16 protein-coding genes and 1 tRNA gene are annotated in these 20,017 nt (G+C 56.0%); 9 read left to right on the top strand and 8 right to left on the bottom strand.

Translation table 11 applies throughout. From position 1 onward, the window contains the following. From ACMGGP_RS11820 to ompC, 5 genes are all read left to right on the top strand, one after another. Nucleotides 1-1,944 (top strand): Ig-like domain-containing protein, encoded by a 1,944-nt coding sequence (locus ACMGGP_RS11820; RefSeq protein ID WP_498798465.1) that lies wholly within the window; start codon nucleotides 1-3, stop codon nucleotides 1,942-1,944. A gap of 304 nt (nucleotides 1,945-2,248) precedes the next feature. Further along, nucleotides 2,249-3,604: a TolC family outer membrane protein gene (locus tag ACMGGP_RS11815; RefSeq protein ID WP_010248373.1), complete on the top strand. Its 1,356-nt coding sequence runs from the start codon at nucleotides 2,249-2,251 to the stop codon at nucleotides 3,602-3,604. A 16-nt stretch (nucleotides 3,605-3,620) separates the two neighbouring features. After that, nucleotides 3,621-5,774, top strand: coding sequence for a type I secretion system permease/ATPase (locus ACMGGP_RS11810; protein ID WP_010671026.1), 2,154 nt, complete (start codon nucleotides 3,621-3,623; stop codon nucleotides 5,772-5,774). Beyond that, on the top strand, nucleotides 5,771-6,940 hold the full coding sequence (locus ACMGGP_RS11805; protein ID WP_010248368.1) for a beta-barrel domain-containing protein: 1,170 nt from the start codon (nucleotides 5,771-5,773) through the stop codon (nucleotides 6,938-6,940). The genes ACMGGP_RS11810 and ACMGGP_RS11805 overlap by 4 nt, the downstream gene beginning before the upstream one ends. Before the next feature lie 598 nt (nucleotides 6,941-7,538). Beyond that, nucleotides 7,539-8,651 (top strand): porin OmpC, encoded by a 1,113-nt coding sequence (gene ompC, locus ACMGGP_RS11800; RefSeq protein WP_045140631.1) that lies wholly within the window; start codon nucleotides 7,539-7,541, stop codon nucleotides 8,649-8,651. Between the two features lie 17 nt (nucleotides 8,652-8,668). On the opposite strand, the gene ACMGGP_RS11795 is transcribed toward ompC, so the two are convergent. After that, complete coding sequence (locus ACMGGP_RS11795; RefSeq protein WP_010248364.1) at nucleotides 8,669-8,863, bottom strand: hypothetical protein; 195 nt, start codon at nucleotides 8,861-8,863, stop codon at nucleotides 8,669-8,671. Nucleotides 8,864-9,294: 431 nt separating this feature from the next. Between ACMGGP_RS11795 and apbE the strand changes: the two genes are divergently transcribed. From apbE to ACMGGP_RS11780, 3 genes are all read left to right on the top strand, one after another. Beyond that, on the top strand, nucleotides 9,295-10,341 hold the full coding sequence (apbE, locus tag ACMGGP_RS11790) for an FAD:protein FMN transferase ApbE (protein ID WP_187510629.1): 1,047 nt from the start codon (nucleotides 9,295-9,297) through the stop codon (nucleotides 10,339-10,341). After that, nucleotides 10,341-10,982: a DNA oxidative demethylase AlkB gene (gene alkB, locus ACMGGP_RS11785; RefSeq protein ID WP_033767444.1), complete on the top strand. Its 642-nt coding sequence runs from the start codon at nucleotides 10,341-10,343 to the stop codon at nucleotides 10,980-10,982. The genes apbE and alkB overlap by 1 nt, the downstream gene beginning before the upstream one ends. A gap of 96 nt (nucleotides 10,983-11,078) precedes the next feature. Continuing rightward, on the top strand, nucleotides 11,079-12,731 hold the full coding sequence (locus ACMGGP_RS11780) for a multidrug ABC transporter permease/ATP-binding protein (protein WP_010671022.1): 1,653 nt from the start codon (nucleotides 11,079-11,081) through the stop codon (nucleotides 12,729-12,731). 170 nt (nucleotides 12,732-12,901) lie between these two features. On the opposite strand, the gene ACMGGP_RS11775 is transcribed toward ACMGGP_RS11780, so the two are convergent. The 5 genes from ACMGGP_RS11775 to ACMGGP_RS11755 form a co-directional block, all read right to left on the bottom strand. Continuing rightward, on the bottom strand, nucleotides 12,902-13,618 hold the full coding sequence (locus ACMGGP_RS11775; protein WP_498798464.1) for a 4'-phosphopantetheinyl transferase family protein: 717 nt from the start codon (nucleotides 13,616-13,618) through the stop codon (nucleotides 12,902-12,904). Nucleotides 13,619-13,689: 71 nt separating this feature from the next. Further along, the gene (locus ACMGGP_RS11770; RefSeq protein WP_003854174.1) at nucleotides 13,690-13,893 is read right to left on the bottom strand and encodes a hypothetical protein; all 204 of its coding nucleotides are present in this window, start codon (nucleotides 13,891-13,893) and stop codon (nucleotides 13,690-13,692) included. A 440-nt stretch (nucleotides 13,894-14,333) separates the two neighbouring features. After that, nucleotides 14,334-14,410 (bottom strand) — tRNA-Pro (locus ACMGGP_RS11765). Between the two features lie 73 nt (nucleotides 14,411-14,483). Continuing rightward, nucleotides 14,484-16,238, bottom strand: coding sequence for an LPS biosynthesis-modulating metalloenzyme YejM (gene yejM / locus ACMGGP_RS11760; RefSeq protein WP_022625056.1), 1,755 nt, complete (start codon nucleotides 16,236-16,238; stop codon nucleotides 14,484-14,486). Nucleotides 16,239-16,260: 22 nt separating this feature from the next. Beyond that, nucleotides 16,261-16,488 carry a YejL family protein gene (locus ACMGGP_RS11755; protein WP_010248348.1) on the bottom strand — a complete coding sequence of 76 codons (228 nt, stop codon included), beginning with the start codon at nucleotides 16,486-16,488 and terminating at the stop codon, nucleotides 16,261-16,263. Nucleotides 16,489-16,646: 158 nt separating this feature from the next. On the opposite strand from ACMGGP_RS11755, the gene yejK reads away from it, so the two are divergent. Further along, complete coding sequence (yejK, locus tag ACMGGP_RS11750; RefSeq protein ID WP_010248346.1) at nucleotides 16,647-17,651, top strand: nucleoid-associated protein YejK; 1,005 nt, start codon at nucleotides 16,647-16,649, stop codon at nucleotides 17,649-17,651. A gap of 118 nt (nucleotides 17,652-17,769) precedes the next feature. On the opposite strand, the gene rplY is transcribed toward yejK, so the two are convergent. Further along, on the bottom strand, nucleotides 17,770-18,054 hold the full coding sequence (rplY, locus tag ACMGGP_RS11745; protein WP_003854168.1) for a 50S ribosomal protein L25: 285 nt from the start codon (nucleotides 18,052-18,054) through the stop codon (nucleotides 17,770-17,772). Nucleotides 18,055-18,230: 176 nt separating this feature from the next. Continuing rightward, nucleotides 18,231-19,985, bottom strand: a complete 1,755-nt coding sequence (radD, locus tag ACMGGP_RS11740) for a DNA repair helicase RadD (RefSeq protein ID WP_031292692.1) — start codon at nucleotides 19,983-19,985, stop codon at nucleotides 18,231-18,233. Between the last annotated feature and the right edge of the window lie 32 nt (nucleotides 19,986-20,017).

Here is a 20,017-nt window from a genome sequence, read left to right as displayed (position 1 = left end):
ATGTCATCACGCGATACGCTTCGTACTACCCGGCTTGAATCCATTTTTCAGACGGCGGTAAGCGACTTTGCCGTCGCCGATAGCGCAGTGCCCGCCATTGCGCCGGTCACCACGCAAAGTCTGAGCCTTCCTTTCGCCACGCAGAGCCAGAGCCTGCCGATCACCACGCTCTCCACCGAGTCACTGCATAGCAGCCCGCTCAACGACAGCACACTGGCTGTCAGCGCGGTCAAAAGTTCGCCGCCCGCTATGCTGCGACCCTATGAACCGATCGCCAGTGATGGCGTGATCGCTGGCTGGGAAGCGCAAAAGCCGGTGCATCTGCGCGGCCGTGCGGAAGGAGAAGCGGGCTCCACCGTAACGCTGACCTTCAACGATCAAAGCTGGCACAGCACCGTCAATAAGTGGGGCTACTGGAACGCCTCCATGCCGGCTGATACGCTGAAAGGCGTAGCGGATGGCAATCACACGCTGACGCTGACCATTACCGATAAAGCAGGGCAAAGCACGGCAACCATCGTAGATTTTGGTCTCTATACCGACCGCACGATCAAACCTACCCTGACCGTGGACACGGTCAGTGGTGACAACGCGGTGAGTATTGCTGAGAGCATTTATGGCGTCGAGATTAGCGGCAGCGCAACGCACTTGCCGGTGGGGTCGGTGCTGAAACTGACGCTGGGTACGCAAACCACCACCGCCAGCATGGGAAATGACGGTAAGTGGTATGGCACATTTCATGAAAGCGATATGCAGGCGCTGAAAGACGGGGTCTACAGCCTGAAAGTCACGGCGACTGATCCCAATGGAAAAAGCGCCACCGAATATCACGATCTGACGCTGATCACCCATCTGAGTAGCCTGCCAAAAATTACCTTTGATAAGGTCACTGCGGACGATGTGATAAACCTGGCAGAAAGCCAGCAGGATCTGCTACTGAGCGGCACGCTCTCCACCGTCATGCCGGGCCATCGCCTGGTGATCACGGGTGCCAACCAGAAAGATTATGCCGCCACCATAGGCGATGATGGACACTGGCAGGTGGTGATCCCGGCAGCGGATGTGCACGCCTTTATCAACGTTGGGGAAATCCGCGCCTGGTCGATAGACGGGGCCAAAAACTACATCGACGTCACGCATGAGCTGAATATCCACACCGGTTTTATTCCGATCTACACCGAAATGGATATCGGCGGTGACATGACGCTTAACTATCAGGAGGCGCAGCACGATCTGAGCTTCTACGTTGAAGGCGCCAACACCCTGGAGATCAACGGTAAAACCTACCAGCCCGATGCCAAAGGTATGGTAACACTGACCTCCAGCGAGCTGCTGGCACTGCCGGATGGCCCGGTCGCCGCCACCTTTCACCGCTGGGATGAATATGGCAACAGCGACACCCAGACCAGCGATAAACTCTTTACCGTAGCCGTGCACCAGCGGCCAACGCTGACCCTGGACACGGCTTTTGGTGATAACAAAATTGATGCTGCCGATGTCAACAGCTGGCATCTGATTCAGGGCAGCTCCAGTCATCTGCAACCGGGCAGCCTGGTGGAATTAACGCTGGGCGATCAGCACTACAGCGCCAGTGTAAAAGCCGATGGCGGCTGGGCGCTGACCATTCTGGCCGGGCAGCTGGCACCGCTGGACGATGGTGAGTACCAGATGACAGTCAGCGGCAAAGACAGCGCCGGTAATCTGGCCAGTGCCAGCCAGACGGTACAGGTGGCCTCACATACCGAAAGTGCCAACCCGCTGGAGGGTCAGACGGTGGACCAGTTGCTGGAGACGGTCAGCCTGACCCAGCAGGCGGAGACGGCGCACGTGGCGCAGGCATCTTCTGCCGCCGCCGCACCGCAGGAAAGTCATCTGTTCTCTGATATTCCTTATACGCTCGCCGACCACCTGCTGCAGCATCCTGCGGCACACCCCCTGGTCTGACGCTGACACATTAGTAAACGCACTGCCTTCCGGACAGGTCTGTTAAGCCTGTCTGGATTGGCGCGAGCTCGCTCAGTGGTTGCTTTTCGTTCGTTCAGCAGAAATATTAACGATTTCATCTGTTTTTAGCAGGAATAAGCGCGGGATCTGATCTAATAATGTTAAAGGTCGTTTAGCGTCTCGCTTGCGAACCATAAATAAAATAATGCAGTAAATCTGTCAGACGCTGAGTAGCACCCCTTTTTGCTCGCTTTGTTCACCAGGAAAAACACCATGATGATAAGAACCCCTGTTGGTATGGATAATGAACAAAGCGCGATTAACTTTTTTGTTGTGCGCCCTGAGTGGCGTTGCAGTGCACGCGGCCTTTGCCGCACCGTTACCTAAAGCCGAATTTAACTGGCGCGCCGCGCCCACCGAAGAGCAGATTGCCAGCTTAACGCTGCGCGACGCCATTCTTCGGGCCTTCGCCCGCAATCCGAAAATCTCGGAAGCGGCGGCACAGATCCACATCGGTGAGGGGGATCTTGATGCCGCCCGCAGCGCCTGGTATCCGCAGATCTCACTGCAGGGCGCGGCGGGACGCTCTCATCAGACCGACTCCGCCGGGAGCCTGAACAATAACGGCTCCGGTGGCATCACGCTCAGCCAGCTGCTCTACGACTTTGGCCGCACCGGCAGCGCCATCGATGAGCAGCACGCGCTGTCGGATGCTTATCGTTACAGCCTGTTCGACTCGATGACCACCGTGGCGGAAGATACGCTGCAGGCCTACCTCGAAGTCAAACGTTACCAGGCGCTGGCAGAAACGGCGCATACCAATATTGCCTCGCTGAAGCGCGTGCGGGATATTGCGAAACTGCGCGCCGATGCCGGCCTCAATTCCCAGTCCGACGTGCTGCAGGCAGAAACCCGCATCGCCGCGATGCAGGCCACGCTGGAGCAATATCGCGCCCAGCATCGTTCCGCCACCGCGCAACTGACCGTGCTGACCGGCGTGGTCCCCGCTACGCTGCCTGAACTGCCACAGGCGCTGCTTAAGCAGCAGATCACCCTCGACAAAATCGCCTATGAAAGCAGCGCGGCGGTGCGCAGTGCGCAGTCGAAGCAGGAAGCCGCTCGTGAACGGGTGCGCCAGGCAGAGTCCGGTCACTGGCCGACGATTAAAGTGCAGGCGGGCCGGACCCGCTATGAAAACGATCGTCAATCTTACTGGGATGATGAAGTGCAGCTGCAGGTGGAAGCGCCGCTTTATCAGGGCGGCCTGGTGAATGCGAAAACCCAGTCAGCGGAGGGCGATCGTGAAGCGGCGCAGGCCGCTATTCAGCAGGCCAAGCTCGCCATCAATCAAAACGCCTCTACCGCCTATGCCGACATGATTGGCGCGCAGCAGCGGCAGGCTGCCGGGGAAGTGCAGCTGGCCAGCGCCGACCATACCCGTAATGTCTACGCCGATGAATATCGCCTGAGTAAGCGCAGCCTGAACGATCTGCTTAGCGTGGAACAGGATGTGTTTCAGGCTGACAGCTCACGTATCACCGCGCTTTACGATGGCTGGGACGCCACCGTGCGTTATGCCGCCGCGGTAGACAATCTGCTCGATATCATGGGTATCGATCGCCAGCAAAGCAGCGGCGATCTCCTTCCTTCGCTGCAATAGCGATAAGGCATTAATAATGAGTACATCAACCCTGAATACCGATAACTGGATTGCCGCCATGCTGCGCGTAGCCGCGCGATTCGGTAAACCTGCCGATGGCAAAACCCTGCGTCAGCAGATGCGCTGGTTTGAACATCTGCCGGTGTCACAGCAGCTGGAACGACTCTCCGGCCTGCTGGGACTGCATCTGACCATGGTGCCGCAGAACAAACTGCGCTGGCGTCAGGAGATCACCCCGGTGGTGCTGGTGCTGGAGAATGCCAGCGTGGCGGTGCTGGAGAGCATCGATTCAGACAACAGCGCGCGCTACTGGCTCAGTGAAGGTGGCGATGTGGTGCGTGAAAGCGCGTTATCAGAACTGCTGGCACGCGCCCAGGGCGATGTCGGCGTGATTGGCGTAGCGGCGCGTGGCCGTGATGCGCGCATCGACGAATTCGTTCAGCCTTATGAACCACACTGGTTCTGGAAAAATTTTCGCGGTATGGGCCGCCGTATCACGGAAATTTCGCTGGCCTCGGTGATCAGTAATGTGCTGGCACTGGCCGGTATTCTCTTTTCGATGCAGGTCTACGATCGGGTCATTCCGGCCCAGTCGCAGTCCACGCTGTGGGTACTGTTTGTCGGCGTGCTGATCGCTGCGGCCATTGAGTATCTGATCCGGCTGATGCGGACCCAGGTGTCAGACTTAATGGGCAAACGCATCGACCTGAAAGTCTCGGCCATGCTGTTTGCCCGGGCGATGAGCATACGTAATGAGGCGCGTCCGAAGTCGACCGGTTCGTTTATCTCGCAGCTGCGTGAGATCGACCAGGTGCGTGAGCTGCTCACCTCGACCACGGTAGGCGCAGCGGCCGATCTGCCGTTTGTTATCCTGTTCCTGTTTATTATGTCGTTTGTTGGCGGCTGGCTGGTGCTGATTCCGCTGGCAGCGATCCCGCTGATCGTCATTCCCGGTCTGCTGGTGCAGATCCCGATGGCGCGGCTGGCCAAAGAGGGGCTGCGCGAGGGCGCGCTGCGCAATGCGGTGCTGGTAGAGACCATTGAAGGGATTGAGGATATCAAGGCGCTGCAGGCGGAACCCTATTTTCAGCGTCAGTGGGAGCAGACGCATGAAGTCAGCGCCTCAATCAGTAATCAGCAGCGGTTGTGGGGCGCGCGTCTCACTGGCTGGGCCTCGACTGTGCAGCAGCTCACCTATGCGGGCATGCTGGTATTTGGTGTCTATCTGGTGCTCGATTCGCAAATCACTACCGGTACGCTGGTTGCCTGCAGCCTGCTCTCATCACGCACCATCGCCCCGCTGATGCAGCTGACCATGGTCTTCTCGCGCTGGCAGCACGCCAAAATGGCGATGAAAGGGCTGGACGAGTTGCTGAAAAAGCCGCTTGATCAGCCTGAAGCGACGACGCTGGCACACTGCCCGACGCTCACCGGCCAGTACGATCTGCGCAATGTGCACTACAGCTATGACGAAGAGAATGAAAAGAATGTGCTCAACGTTCAGCAGCTGCAGATTAAGCCCGGCGAGAAGATTGCCATTCTGGGCAAAGTCGGCGCAGGGAAATCGACGCTGCTGAAGATCCTCGCCGGTCAGGCGCTGGCTACCCAGGGCAAAGTGATTGTCGATGGCGTCGATATTGAGCGTATCGATCCCACCGATTTACGTCGTCAGCTTGGCTGGCTGTCGCACGACTCCCGCCTCTTTTTTGGCACGCTGCGGCAGAATCTGATGCTGGGCAATCCCCATGCCAGCGAACAGGAGATGCTGCAGGCGCTGCGCATCAGCGGCGCGCTGTCGCTGGTCCAGCAGGATGCCGCCAGCCTGGACCGCATTATCAATGAAGGCGGGCGCGGACTTTCGGGCGGCCAGCGTCAGATGGTGATGCTGAGCCGGTTGATCCTGCGTCAGCCGCAGGTGGTGTTGCTGGATGAACCCACCGCGGCGATGGATGAACAGCTGGAGGAGCATGTGATCCGTCAGCTACAGGGCTGGATCAGCGGCCGGACGCTGGTGCTGGTGACGCACCGTCCGGCGCTGCTGAAGATGGTCGATCGTATTGTGGTGATGGATAACGGCCGGATTGTGGCCGACGGCCCGCGCGACGAGATCCTGCGCCGTGCGACGACACCCGCGCCGGCACCGTCGCCAGGTAAAGGAGACACCGCATGAGTCTGGTTATTGTTGATAAAGATCTTGCCCGTCATGAACGCCGGACATCGGCGATTATCTGGCTCTGCACCGCCGCGCTGGCGATTTTTCTCATCTGGGCGCACTTTGCCATTCTGGATGAGGTCACGGTCGGCACCGGTAAAGTCACCCCTTCCAGCCGCGCGCAGGTGATCGACAGCCTGGATGGCGGCATCGTCAAACAGCTTAACGTGCATGAGGGCGACATTGTCGAAAAAGGGCAGGTGCTGGCGACCCTCGATCCGACACGCTTCCAGTCGAACTTCGGCGAGGCGCAGGCCAAAGTGCGCACCCTGCGCGCCTCGTCCGAGCGGCTGGAGGCGGAGCTGTCGGGCACGCCGCTGACATTCAGCGCCGAAACGCTGAAGGAGCCGAACCTGGTGACGCGCGAACGGCAGCTCTACGAGTCGCGACGCCGTAATCTCACCGAAACCATCAGTAATCTGCAGCAGTCGCTGCGACTGGTGCAGGATGAACTGCGCCTGACGGAACCGCTGGTTGCCAAAGGCGCAGCAGGGCAGGTCGAGGTGATTCGACTGCGTCGTCAGGTCAGCGATCTGCGCGGCAAAATCGATGAGGCGCGCAATGACTATCTGGTGCGCGCCCACGAAGAGCAGGTAAAAAATAATGCCGAACTGGATGCGCAACTGCAGGTTGCTGCAGGCAAAGAGGATCAGCTGACGCGTGCCACGCTCTATTCACCGGTGCGCGGCATTGTTAAAGATATTCAGGTCACCACGGTCGGTGGGGTACTGGAGCCTGGCGGTAAACTGATGGAAATCGTCCCGCTGGAGGATCAGCTGCTGATTGAGACGCGCATCAATCCACGCGATATCGCTTATATCCGGCCCGGTCTGGCGGCTACCGTCAAAGTGACCGCCTATGACTCCTCCATCTATGGCGATCTGCACGGCGAAGTTGAAACGGTGTCGCCAGATACCCTGCAGGATGAGGTAAAACGTGATCAATATTACTATCGTGTTTATGTTCGTACCCAGAAAGCCGAGCTGACTAACCGTGCCGGACGAAAATTCCCGATCGTGCCCGGTATGGTGGCCAATGTAGAGATTAAAACCGGTCAGAAATCGGTTATGGATTATCTGATTAAGCCCCTGAATAAAGTCAAAGAATCGATGCGCGAGCGCTGAAAATCCGCACCAGCTAAAATATCCGCCTGCTTAATTACGGTGATAAATTAACATGGCGGATATTTGGGCAGTCAGGGCGCAAAGTGTGCGTATTTTAACAATATGTGCGGAAACAGGCCGTAGTTAATTTAACCCGGTTAAGAAAGTTTACGAAGATATAACGGAACGGTAAATAGCAGGCAAAAAAATGCCGGACAACTTGTCCGGCGGGAAATAATAAGTTGTACATCTCATTCGGGGAGAATGAAGGTAATAATGGAATAAATGATGATAGCGGGGTCTATTCTATTACCAGATGCCGTATAAGTTTTATCATTCAGTGCTTCGGAATACTCTGATGTAACCTATTGATAACATAGCTCTCTGAATCGGTTTATCGATTTGTGCCCCATTTTTTATCGATCCGTGCTGGTTATTAGTTCCCCGTTATTTACATTATGAAATAACTGTTTCGACGTATGAAACACTTTTGGAAATTTAGTAGCATTTTCCTGGTGGATTATTGCCCGTTATAAAACAACAATGGCCTGCCGGCTGAATTTTTAATCATTCAGTTAGCAGTGGCAAATAATAAAGGCACATAACAGAGGGTAATAAAATGAAACGTCGCGTTCTCTCCCTGATGATCCCTGCGTTGCTGGTTGCAGCAGGATCAGCAAACGCAGCTGAAATCTATAACAAAGACGGCAACAAATTAGATCTCTTTGGTAAAGTTGACGGTCTGCACTACTTCTCTGATAACGATGGTTCTGATGGCGATCAGTCTTACGTTCGCTTCGGCTTCAAAGGCGAAACCGAAATCAGCAATGAGCTGACCGGTTACGGCCAGTGGGAATACCAGGCGGCGCTGAACAACGCCGAGTCTGAAGGTACGGCTGACAGCTACACCCGTGTTGGTTTTGCCGGTGTGAAATTTGGTGATGCAGGTTCGTTCGACTACGGTCGTAACTACGGTGTAGCTTACGACATCGGCGCCTGGACCGACGTGCTGCCAGAGTTCGGCGGCGACACCTACGGCGCAGATAACTTTATGTATCAGCGCGGTAACGGCATGGCGACCTACCGTAACAATAACTTCTTCGGTCTGGTGGATGGCTGGAACTTTGCAGTCCAGTATCAGGGCAAGAATGGCAACAGCACCGAGTCTCCGAATGGCCGTGACGTACTGGGTCAGAACGGCGACGGCTGGGGTCTGAGCACCACTTATGATCTGGGTTCAGGTTTCGGCATTGGTGCGTCTGCCTTCCAGTCTGATCGTACCAACGACCAGAATGGCGCAGCGCAGGGTATTCTGGGGCGTGGTGATAAAGCGGAAGCTTACACCGGCGGTCTGAAATATGACGCGAACAACATCTATCTGGCGGCTATGTATTCACGCGCCTATAACGCTACTCGCTTCGGCAGCAGCGACTCTGCAGCTTATGGCTATGCGGATAAAGCGGACAACTGGGAACTGGTTGCGCAGTATCAGTTCGACTTTGGCCTGCGTCCATCCCTGGCGTACGTCACCTCACGCGGCACCGATGTTCAGAACTGGGGTAAACAGAATCTGAAAAAATATATCGACGTTGGCGCGACCTACTACTTCAACAAAAACATGTCCACCTATGTTGATTACCAGATCAACCTGCTGGACGACAACGCTTTCACCGACGCAGCCGGTATCAATACCGACGACGTGGTGGCACTGGGTCTGGTTTACCAGTTCTGAGTTGTACGGGAGCGCAGTTACCGCTGCGCTCCTGCGTCACCTTTCGGGCTGAGCGCTTCAGCCTTTCGCCACTTGGTGGCTTCCGGCGCGGTTGTCACTGACGACACCACGCTGCCGAATCGCGCGCCTTCAAATGCCACGCCTGCCAGGGTGAAGGCTGAAAAGCTCAGCCAGTGATGCCATGCTGACTGCCACTTCTGTGAATTTTTCATTCTGCACCTCTCAGAGATAAACACTGTTTCAACAGTGCAGAATTCATGCCAGCTTTACCGCTCTCACAGCCACAGACCTCGCGCGCACTTTGGTACACTTGCCGCGCGCGTCAGGGCGATCTTGCCCCAATCAGGTGCAGTGAAGCCTGTTATTGGCGCGGGCGTGAGGGTGTCATGTGACGATGACGACGCTGATGCAAGACTTTATAGCTACTGAAGATAAACAGCCCCAGGGCAATGACGAGAATCAGATAGATCATCTGCCGCTCCTTACTTTGATTAACGTTAGTCGCCTGATAAAAGGCGGATACAGGGTAGATGACCGGTGAATACTGATAGGTTTCAGAGAAATATTCAACTCTCTTTAAGCGTCTTTACCCGAAGTTTATGCTTTGTAGCAGAGCTGAATAAAGTGTTACAAGTGAGGAAAGATGCGTTCTCAGATTAATCTGCTGTTTATAGCGATGTTAGCGTTGGTGTTAACGGCCTGTGATAAGCCAGCGACCACATCCGCGCTGGTGCTGGAAGGAAAAACCATGGGAACCGTCTGGCGGGTAAGCCTGGCCGGTGTGGCGAGTGAGCGCAGAGCGGAACTGCAACAGCGGATTCAGCAGCAGCTGGATGCGGACGATGCGGAACTCTCTACCTGGAAGCCCGACTCCGCCTTATCGCGCTTTAACCAAAGCCGTGACCTGTCACCGCAGCCGGTGAGTGAAAACATGGCAGATATTGTCACGACCTCACTGCGGATTGGCCGTAAAACCGGCGGGGCGATGGATATTACCATCGGGCCACTGGTCAACTTATGGGGCTTTGGCCCGACGAAGCAGCCCGGCCATACGCCGGATGCGGCACAAATCGCCGCCGCCCGGGCGCAGACCGGATTGCAGCATCTGCGGGTGGTGCAGGGCGCAGACGGACAGTGGCTGCAGAAAGATCTGCCAGGTCTCTATGTCGATCTCTCGACGGTGGGCGAGGGCTTCGCCACCGATCATCTGGCGCGACTGATGGAGCAGCTCGGCATCAATAACTATCTGGTGTCTGTGGGCGGCGCCGTGCTGAGCCGTGGCCTTAATGCGCAGCAGCAGCCGTGGCGGGTGGCGATTCAGAAACCGACCGATCGTGAGAATGCGGTTCAGGCGCGCGTTAATCTGCAGGGACACGGCATCAGTACCTCCGGCAGCTATCGCAACTATTATGAACTGGACGGCAAACGCATTTCTCATGTTATCGATCCCGTTACCGGACGGCCAATTGAGCATAAACTGGTTTCCGCCACGGTGATCGCCACCACGGCGCTGGAAGCCGATGGCTGGGATACAGGACTGATGGTACTTGGCACGGAAAAAGCCCAGGCGCTGGCGATCGAACAGCATCTGGCGGTCTATCTGATCAGCAAGCAGGGCGATAAATTTGTCAGCTGGATGTCGCCGCAGTTCGCTGCTTTCCTGATCCCCGCTGAATCCGGAGAACCCTGATGTTAGATCTGTTTAGTGAAGAACAACCCTGGCAGGAGACGCTGGCTGAGGGCGCGGTGATCCTGCGGCGTCGCGCACGTGAGGATGCAGAGGCGCTTTATCAGCAAATAATGGCAATTGCGGAGCAGAATCCGTTTGCCCATCGCATTACGCCCGGTGGCCATCGCATGTCGGTGGCGATGACCAACTGTGGCGATTTCGGCTGGTCGGTGGATTCTCGCGGCTACCAGTATCAGCAGCAGGACAACCTGAACGGGCGTAAATGGCCGGCTATGCCGCCGCTGTTTCGTACTCTGGCGCAGCAGGCGGCGTCTGAGGCGGGGTTCCCTGGCTTTAATCCGGATGCCTGCCTGCTTAATCGCTATGAGCCGGGCGCGAAGCTGACGCTGCATCAGGATAAAGATGAGAAAGATCTGCGTCAGCCTATCGTTTCGGTGTCGCTGGGTTTACCGGCGGTCTTTCAGTTTGGCGGTTTCGAACGGGGTGATAGTACCCAGCGTGTGCTGCTGGAGCATGGCGACATTGTGGTGTGGGGCGGGCCGTCGCGCCTGCGTTACCACGGCATCCTGCCACTTAAGCCAGGCGTTCATCCGCTGGTGGGTGCCTGGCGTTATAACCTGACGTTTCGACGCGCTTTCTGACCCACCACGCCGGTTACGGCGTGGTACGAATAACTATTGCTATCATTTTGCATCCCATTACACTGCAGGCTGTTTTTTGACTGCTGGATTGCCTGCATGACGTTGCTAAGCGTTGTTTTTCGCCAGTTCCGCTGGCCTTTTATCGGGGTGATTGCGCTCACGTTGTTAAGCGCCGTGCTGGGTATCGGCATGATCGCCTTTATCAATCGCGAAATGATTGTCGCCATCAACACCTCATTTGCGGTACTGCCGCAGTTTCTGTTGCAGCTGGTGGTGCTGATGGCGGTGACACTGGCCTCGCAGCTGGCGCTGACCATGCTTGGCCATCAGTTTGTCTGGCGACTGCGCGGCGAATTTATCAAGCGTATCCTCGATACCCGCATTGAACGCATCGAGCAACTCGGTAGTGCGCAACTGCTGGCGGGACTGACCAGCGACGTGCGGGCCATTACTCTGGCCTTTGTACGCCTGCCGGAGCTCTTTCAGGGCGTGATTATTACGCTTGGCTCAGCGATCTATCTCGCGTGGCTGTCGCCTAAAATGCTGCTGGTAACCAGTGTCTGGCTGGGTGTCACGCTGGTTGGCGGCTGGCTGCTGGTCTCGCGGGTTTACCAGCACATGGCAAAGCTGCGGGAAATCGAAGATAACCTCTATCGTGATTATCAGACGGTGATTGAAGGGCGCAAAGAGCTACAGCTTAACCGCTCACGCGCTCAGCAGGTCTACGACACGGTTTATCAGGAAGATGCCCGCGCCTGGCGACACCACATTGTCCGCGCCGATACTTATCATCTCAGTGCGGTCAACTGGTCAAATATCATGACGTTAGGCGCTATCGGCATGGTCTTTTTTATGGCCAACAGCCTGGGCTGGGCCAATACCGCCGTCGCCGCTACCTTTTCCCTGACGCTGCTGTTTTTACGCACGCCGCTGCTCTCCGCGGTGGGCGCGTTACCGACGTTGCTCAGTGCCCAGGTCGCATTCCGTAAGCTCAATGCCTTTGACCTCGCTCCTTATCAGTCAGGATTCCACTCCGCCTCAACGTCCTCAGACTGGCAAACGCTGGAGTTGCGCGATGTCTCTTTTCACTATGGTGATAACGGCTTCCAGGTCGGGCCGGTTAACCTGACGCTGCGCCGGGGCGAACTGGTCTTTCTGATTGGCGGCAACGGCAGCGGGAAATCGACGCTGGCGATGCTGCTGACCGGTCTTTATCAGCCTCAGTCCGGCACGCTGCTGCTGGATGGCAAGCCGATAACGGCGGATGAGCTTGATGTGTGGCGCAGTCAGTTCTCGGCGGTCTTTACCGACTTACATCTGTTTGACCGGTTAATCGGGCGGGAGGGGATTGCGGCCAATCCGGCGCTGGTTCAGCTCTGGCTGGAGAGACTGAAGATGCAGGATAAGCTGAAGATTGAAGGCAACAAAGTGCTGAATCTGCAGCTTTCTAAAGGACAGAGTAAGCGACTGGCACTGCTGCTGGCGGTGGCAGAAGAGCGCGATGTGCTGCTACTGGATGAGTGGGCGGCGGATCAGGACCCTCACTTCCGACGTATCTTTTATCGCGAGCTGCTGCCGTGGCTACAGCAGGCGGGTAAAACGGTGTTTGCCATCAGCCATGACGATCACTACTTCATTCATGCCGATCGGCTGCTGGAGATGCGTGAAGGCAAGTTGACGGAGCTGACCGGTAATGAGCGCGATCTTGCCACGCTCGACTCGGTAAAACGCACCGACACCGGGCTTTAACGGTAGCTGGCAAAGCTTAGCAAAAAAGCGTAGTGGCGTGCTTCGCCTGAACCAGGCTACGTTAGCGATCAGCAGAAACTCCGGTTTCTGCCATTCTGAACCTTTTCTTTCGTCTGTGTTACCCCCGGCTAAACCGCAAAGTTTTAACGCGTATTGTTTAGCCGGTTTTTTTAAAGCCGATGTGTGATTAGCGTGATTACCTGAGTATCCCGCCACACAAAGCTCGCCTCCAGTAACGTTCCCATCGCAAAACACCCGCTGAAGTCCTGAGTCAGTCGCAACGTCGCCCGCTGCTGCGCGAAATCTACCGACACCAGTTCCGCATCCGGAAAGTCCATCGGCTGAAGCAGTTGCGGCCAGATGGCTTTATAAACGCTCTCTTTGAGGGAGAAGAGCAGGGTAGCGGCAGCGCAAAAAGAGACGGGCAGCGTCCGTAACAGGTGCTGTTCCTGCTCGTTCATCAGCAACTCAGCCGTTTCATGCGCCGTCGTCTCCGACATGAACTGCTCGACATCCACCCCAACAGCGCAGGGCTGACGGGTTGCCGCTACCACAACGATGCCTGCACTGTGCGACAGTGACGCCTGAATGCCAGCGGGCCAGCAGGGGGATCGATCGGCTGCATTAGTCAGAATGAAATCAGCAATACCCAGTTCTGCCATCACTGACCGGACCAGCAGACGGCTGGCGATGTATTCAGCACGCCGTTTACTGACAGCCTGCTGCAGTCGGGCAGGCAGCGGAATATCCCATTCGACAGCCAGCCCGTCATGATACTTTTGCGGATCGAAGTGACTCACCGCCAGCAAAGGATCGCTGCGGTTAAGGTGCCGGGAAAGGATAAAGCCGCCTGCAACAGGCGGCAGCGGCAGGTCGGGATAGCGCATGCGGGACCATCATCAAAACCAAAAAGGCATTAAATCAGGCGCGATGGATCAGGGCAAGCAGCCCGCCGGAATCAGTCGTTGGGAGGAATGGCAAAACTCTTCAGAGAAACAACGAAATGGTGGTGACCCCTGCTGATGCGTGCACCTCGGTCGCACCAGTGGCTTGCCAGACGAAAGAAATCGTCGCTGCCAATGTCATACGCCAGTTCCACTTTGCTAATGCCTGAATGCAGCAACGCTTCTGCATCCTTCAGGCTTTTCGCTTTGATCGCCATAAAAATTATCCGTCAATTTCTGGGGATTTCAGGGTAGGCATTTTCTGTGACATTTTTGTTTCAGTTTGATGAATAAGCGCAGCCGGTAGCCGATTTTGTGAAGCAGATCAGATTATAATGCAACTGTTAACCTGCTGATTGTAAGAGGAATGTTAACTGCCACACGGGAATATTCTGAATGTTAAACGGAGAGGTAAGCTTACATAGAAAGGCCGCGTCAGACGCGGCCCCGTGGGTTACTTCTGGTCTGGCGGGGAAGGTTGCTTATCGCCTGACTCGGGTGCTTCTGTTGGATCGTCTTTTTCAATATATGTCATGAACTCTCCTCTTGTTACCCACACGCAGTTAAGTATAGAACGGATTGCGGGAGGTGCGAGGAAAGTTAAGGTTTGATGACATAAACGAAAAAAGCAGCCTTTAGGGCTGCTTTTCAGGGAATTTGGTCGGCACGAGAGGATTTGAACCTCCGACCCCGGACACCCCATGACCGTGCGCTACCAGGCTGCGCTACGTGCCGAACACTGGAGGATTAGTCTACTGGTTATCACCATTAATGCAAGATACCTGCCGACTATTTGCCTGATTATTAATCAGTTAGCGATAAACCGCTTCTCTTCAGTTAATACCTGCAACAGCAGCGCCAGTTCTGGCTTGTGATCTTTCAGGGCGTTGCCCTGCGCATCATAAGCGCGATAGCTGCCGTTATTGTTGAGTACCAGCGTCACCTGCGGCGTGGTAATCACCAGCTTATTCTCTTCGCTGCTGACGACCCAGTCATGGCGACGGCGCGCAGCAAACAGATCTTCACCCTGAGAGTAGTTCACTGGATTGGTCCGCACATGCAGCAGTCGCTGCATCAGCGTCGACATCACATCCTGATGATCAGAAAGGCGATCAACGGTCTGCGCGGGCGTATCAGGCCAGTGAATCACTAACGGCACCTGCAGAGTCTGGCGGTTTCCAGCGCTGTCAGGATTGCCATCCAGTGCCAGTCCACGCTGCGCCGTAATCACCACCACCGTGTTCTTCAGTAAATCACGCGCCTGCAGGCTGCTGAGCACCGCGTGGATCTGCTCATCAACGGCAGGAGCCTGGCGCAGATAGCTGCGCTGACGCGCTTTTGCACTGTCGCCGGTGACGTCCGGGCCGTTCAGGGCAATCCATGAGAACCACGGTGCCTGTGAACCGTTCTGTTTCTCCAGCCAGTTCTGCCATTGCGCCACAGTACTGGCGTTGGGCTGGCTGGTGGTTGCAGGCAGTGAATAATCAGTCAGCAACGCCTGCCGGTAGAGCGGCGGATTAAAGCCTTCCGAGGAGAAGAGGCCAAACTGGTAACCCTGGGTGCTAAGCGCGCCCAGCAGCGCCGACGGCGTTCGGGATGCCAGAATACCGTTCATGTAGCTGGATGAGATCCCATAGAACAGGCCAAACAACCCTTTCTCCGGCGTATCACCCGCGCTGTAGTGCTGGGTAAAACGCACGTTCTCGCTGGCGAACTGATTAAGCTCCGGCAGCGCTTTGGCCAGCGTGGCGTTGTTCAGACCATCGACCGTCAGCACCAGCAGGTTGTTGCGTGTGCCGGCATCACGGAAAGTAATCTCGCTCAGCGGATATTCCACCGCCACTGCTTCCGGGTCGCCCTGCTGAATCAGCCGACGCTGATACTCCTGCGCATCCAGCAGACCATGACGCTCAAGGAAGCGGCGGGCGGTCATCGGGTAGGAGAGCGGCAGGTTGGCACGCTGCATCGTAATCGGACGATAAAAATTCGCATCGGCCCAGATATACATCAGGTGGCTGGCAAAGAAGGCGCTGATAAACAGGGCGGCGACAGGCTTACCAAACGAACGGCGATTCAGGCTGCGAAGCTTCTGCCAGCTCCAGGTCGCAAACAGCATCTCAACCAGGAAAATCAGCGGCACGCTGATAAACATCAGCTGCCAGTCGCGCGCCATCTCGCTCTGATCAGGGTTAATGACCAGCTCCCACACCACCGGATTCAGGTGCAGGTGGAAGCGGCTGAACACCGCACTGTCGACCATCACCAGCGTCAGCCCGGCGGTAGCGACCACCGCGGACAACACCCGCATCAGCCGTTGCGACATCACCACAAAAGTCAGCGGGAAGATAATCAGCAGATAGGCGGCAAAAACAACAAAACTGAAGTGACCAACCCAGCTGGTATAGGCGTAGATGCGCCCCGCCAGCGAAGAAGGCCAGTCGGCGACCAACAGGTAGCGACTGCCTAAAATCAGCGCGAATAAGATGTTAAACAGAGCAAACCAGTGACCCCAACTGATCATCTGGGAAACTTTTTCGCGGTAGCGCTGCCGGTTGGTTACCATATTATGAAGTCAAATCAGCCAATTAATGGGCGTTATCGTCACGCACAGACGCCTGAAGGGCATCGGCGAAAGATCGTGCCAGTGAACGACGTTGCGCCGGAGCGACATCGCTGTTAATTAAGTTGGTCACCATATTTCCCAGAACCATCAGGGAGAGATCGGTGGGGGCCTTGTCCTTGTGCAGGATTTGGGCCATTTCCGCGAGGAGTTGTTCCACGCGTTCGTCACTGTAACGGGATGATTGTGCCATATCGTCGTCTAAGCTCATTTCAAAAGGCGATATATTACCGGAACAGCGCACTTTTTACCGCAATTTTATCGAAAGCAGCGCGTTCGCTATACGCATGGAGTTGAAAGCCGATGCTGGCGGTGTTTGAATACGCGCCTGTGCTAAAAGGAGAGTCTACCATGAGTCTGGATATCGACCAGATTGCCCTGCATCAGTTAATCAAACGCGATGAAAACCAGCTTGAACTGGCGCTGCGCGATTCGCTGCTGCCTGCCACCAACACGGTCAACGCGATGGTGGAGGAGTTACACCGGGTTTATAGCGCAAAAAGCAAAGCCTATGGCCTGTTCAATGCAGAGAGTGAACTGGCAGAAGCGCTGCGTAATTGTCGTAAGGGCAACGATGATTTTCTCGCTTTTAGCCGTGCCGCGACCGGTCGTCTGCGCGATGAGCTTGCAAAATACCCCTTCGCTGAAGGCGGCGTGGTGTTGTTTATTCACTACCGCTATCTGGCGGTGGAATACCTGCTGATTGCGGTGCTGAACAGCCAGTCCAGCATGCGCGTCAACGAGCAGATGGATATCAGCAGCACCCACTATCTTGACATCAATCATGCCGACATCGTGGCACGCATCGATTTAACCGAGTGGGAAACTAACCCGGAATCGACCCGTTACCTGACTTTCCTGCGTGGCCGCGTCGGACGTAAAGTGGCTGACTTCTTTATGGATTTCCTGGGTGCCGAAGTGGGATTAGACACCAAGGCGCAGAACCGCGGTCTGTTGCAGGCGGTAGATGACTACTGCAACGAATCGGAACTGGATAAGCAGGAGCGGCAGAACTATCGCCAGCAGGTCTACAGCTACTGCAACGAGCAGCTGCAGGCGGGCGAGGAGATTGCGCTGGAAGAGTTGTCGAGCGAACTGCCACCACTGGGTGAAAAAACGTTCCAGGCTTTTACCCAGGAGCAGGGGTATGAACTGGAAGAGAGCTTCCCGGCGGATCGCAGTACTCTGCGCCAGCTGACGAAGTTTGCCGGAAGCGGCGGGGGACTGACCCTGAACTTCGATGCGATGTTGCTGGGCGAACGCATTTTCTGGGATCCTGCAACGGACACCCTGACGATTAAGGGCACACCACCCAATCTGCGCGATCAGCTGCAGCGCCGTACCAGCAGCAAATAAAAAAGCCGGGCTTAGCCCGGCTTTCATTCCCTGCACGCGGCGATCATTTCACCGGGCAGCGCCAAAAGAAAAGGGCCGGTTTCGCAACCGGCCCTTCTGCTTTCAACGAAGTTCGCGATTAAGCGCGAACGAAGTCGATGTGGAACAGTTTTGGCTTGAACGGGTGACGCTGAACAGCCTGAACTTTCACTTTAGTTTCTTTACCGTCAACTGACAGGGTCAGCACTTCGTCGTAGAAACCTGGCTTAGATTGCAGGTTCATTACGGAGTCGTGATCCAGGTCGATGGCAACAGCCGCTTCAGAACCACCGTAGATGATGGCCGGGAAACGGTTTGCTGTACGCAGGCGGCGGCTCGCACCCTTACCCTGCTCTTTACGTTCTACTGCATTGATAGTGAGCATTAATATATCTCTTTATTTAATTCCTGCTACAGGCGACCCAGTAACAGGCTGGTTATTCAATACCGCTGATGCACATGCAAAAGCGGGCGGCAGTATAGCCGTTATGCCGGGTGGTAGCAAACGATATACCCGCCAGCCGGGCTCGGCATCCGGTTAGCCGGACCCGATAGCGCTCATTAGCGCAGCTCATTGGCACGGCGATAGCGACCCTGATAATCGAACATTTTTTCGCGGATCTGCCAGAACTGACCTTTGGCCCGCGCCACCACAAAGTCGGGATGACGCAGCAGCGGCTGCAGCGCCAGCACGTCAGCGGCGCTTTGCCAGCCCAGCGGCACGCCGGGCGCGCGCTGATGCGGGCGCATAAAGAGCTGTTCAAACGCTTTGCGCTGGGCCGGTGTCTGCAGACGAAACCGTTCGCTGACGCTGGTGCCTTCCTCGTCATAATAGGTCGCCTTGAGCCATTCACCTTTGGCATCACGGCCCTGTTCCAGCGTCATGCCGCCACAGCGCAGCACCAGCGCATCTTTAAGCTTCAGCGCCGCTTTAAGCATATCGTCAGGATCGACCAGAATTTTGTCGCACTGGTGACAGCGCCGGGCGGCAATATCATTCTCTGCGCCACAGTCGGGGCAGCTTTTAAAGCGGAAGCGGAAGTCACACTGTTCGCGCTCGCCCTCATCATCTTCCAGCACGCCCTGACAGCGTCGCCCAAAATGTTCGATAACCATGCCATCTTCGGTCGCCTTGCCCCAGAAGGTGTTGGCGAAACCGCAGGCGGGACAAAAAACCTGTACCGGCTGATTGTCGCTGGCCCCCTTGGGCGCGCCGACCTCGGGCGTAAAGAGATCGTGCGGATTACCGGCATAATCGAGAATCAGACAGTCGGTTTTACCGGGCGAGAGCCGCAGGCCGCGTCCGACGATTTGCTGATAGAGGCTGACCGACTCGGTCGGGCGCAGAATCGCAATCAGATCAACGTGCGGAGCATCAAACCCGGTGGTCAGCACCGCCACGTTAACCAGGAATTTCAGCTGCTGCGCCTTAAAGGCCAGAATCAGAGCATCGCGCTCTCTGGCAGGCGTTTCGGCTGATACCAGCGCGCTGTTAGCGGGCAGCAGCCGCAAAATTTCATGCGCATGCTCCACCGTTGAGGCAAAAATCATCACCCCCAGCCGATCTTCAGCGAACTCCACGATCTGACGGATAATATGGGGCGTCACGCGCTGCTGCTGTTTCAGTTCACGATTAAGATCGGCTTCGCTGAACAAGCCGCTGCTTTGTGCCGTCAGGCGGCTGAAGTCATACTGCACCACCGGCATATCCAGTCGCTCCGGCGGCACCAGAAACTGATGTTTGATCATGTAGCGCAGCGGCAGTTCATAGATACAGTCGCGAAACAGCGATTTTTCGTCGCCACGCACCATGCCGTGATAGTGGAACTGATAAATCCAGCCCTTACCCAGCCGGAAAGGCGTGGCGGTCAGGCCCAGTAAACGCAGTTGTGGATTATGCTGACGCAGATGATTGAAGATCTGCTGATACTGACTCTCTTTATCATCACCGATACGGTGGCACTCATCGACAATCACCAGTGAAAAGGCGCTGTCGAACTGGTCGAGGTTACGCGCCACTGACTGCACGCTGCCAAACACCACTTTGCGCTGACTCTCTTTACGCTGAAGTCCGGCGGCAAAGATATCCGCCTCCAGCCCGTAAGCCTGATATTTACTGTGGTTCTGCGCTACCAGCTCTTTGACGTGCGCCAGCACCAGCACCCGGCCACGCGCCAGCCGTGCCAGCTCGGCAATGACCAGGCTCTTTCCGGCACCGGTCGGCAGCACAATGACTGCAGGCTGATGATGACGACGGAAATGCGCCACGGTGGCATTCACCGCATCCTGTTGATAGGGGCGTAAGGTAAAAGACATGATGCTCACTTTTGCAAAACTGGGGGTAATTA

It is taken from the genome of Curtobacterium sp. BNK-1, assembly GCF_048685235.1.
GTDB lineage: Bacteria > Pseudomonadota > Gammaproteobacteria > Enterobacterales > Enterobacteriaceae > Pantoea > Pantoea agglomerans.
This window is presented reverse-complemented; position numbering and strand designations above follow the sequence as displayed.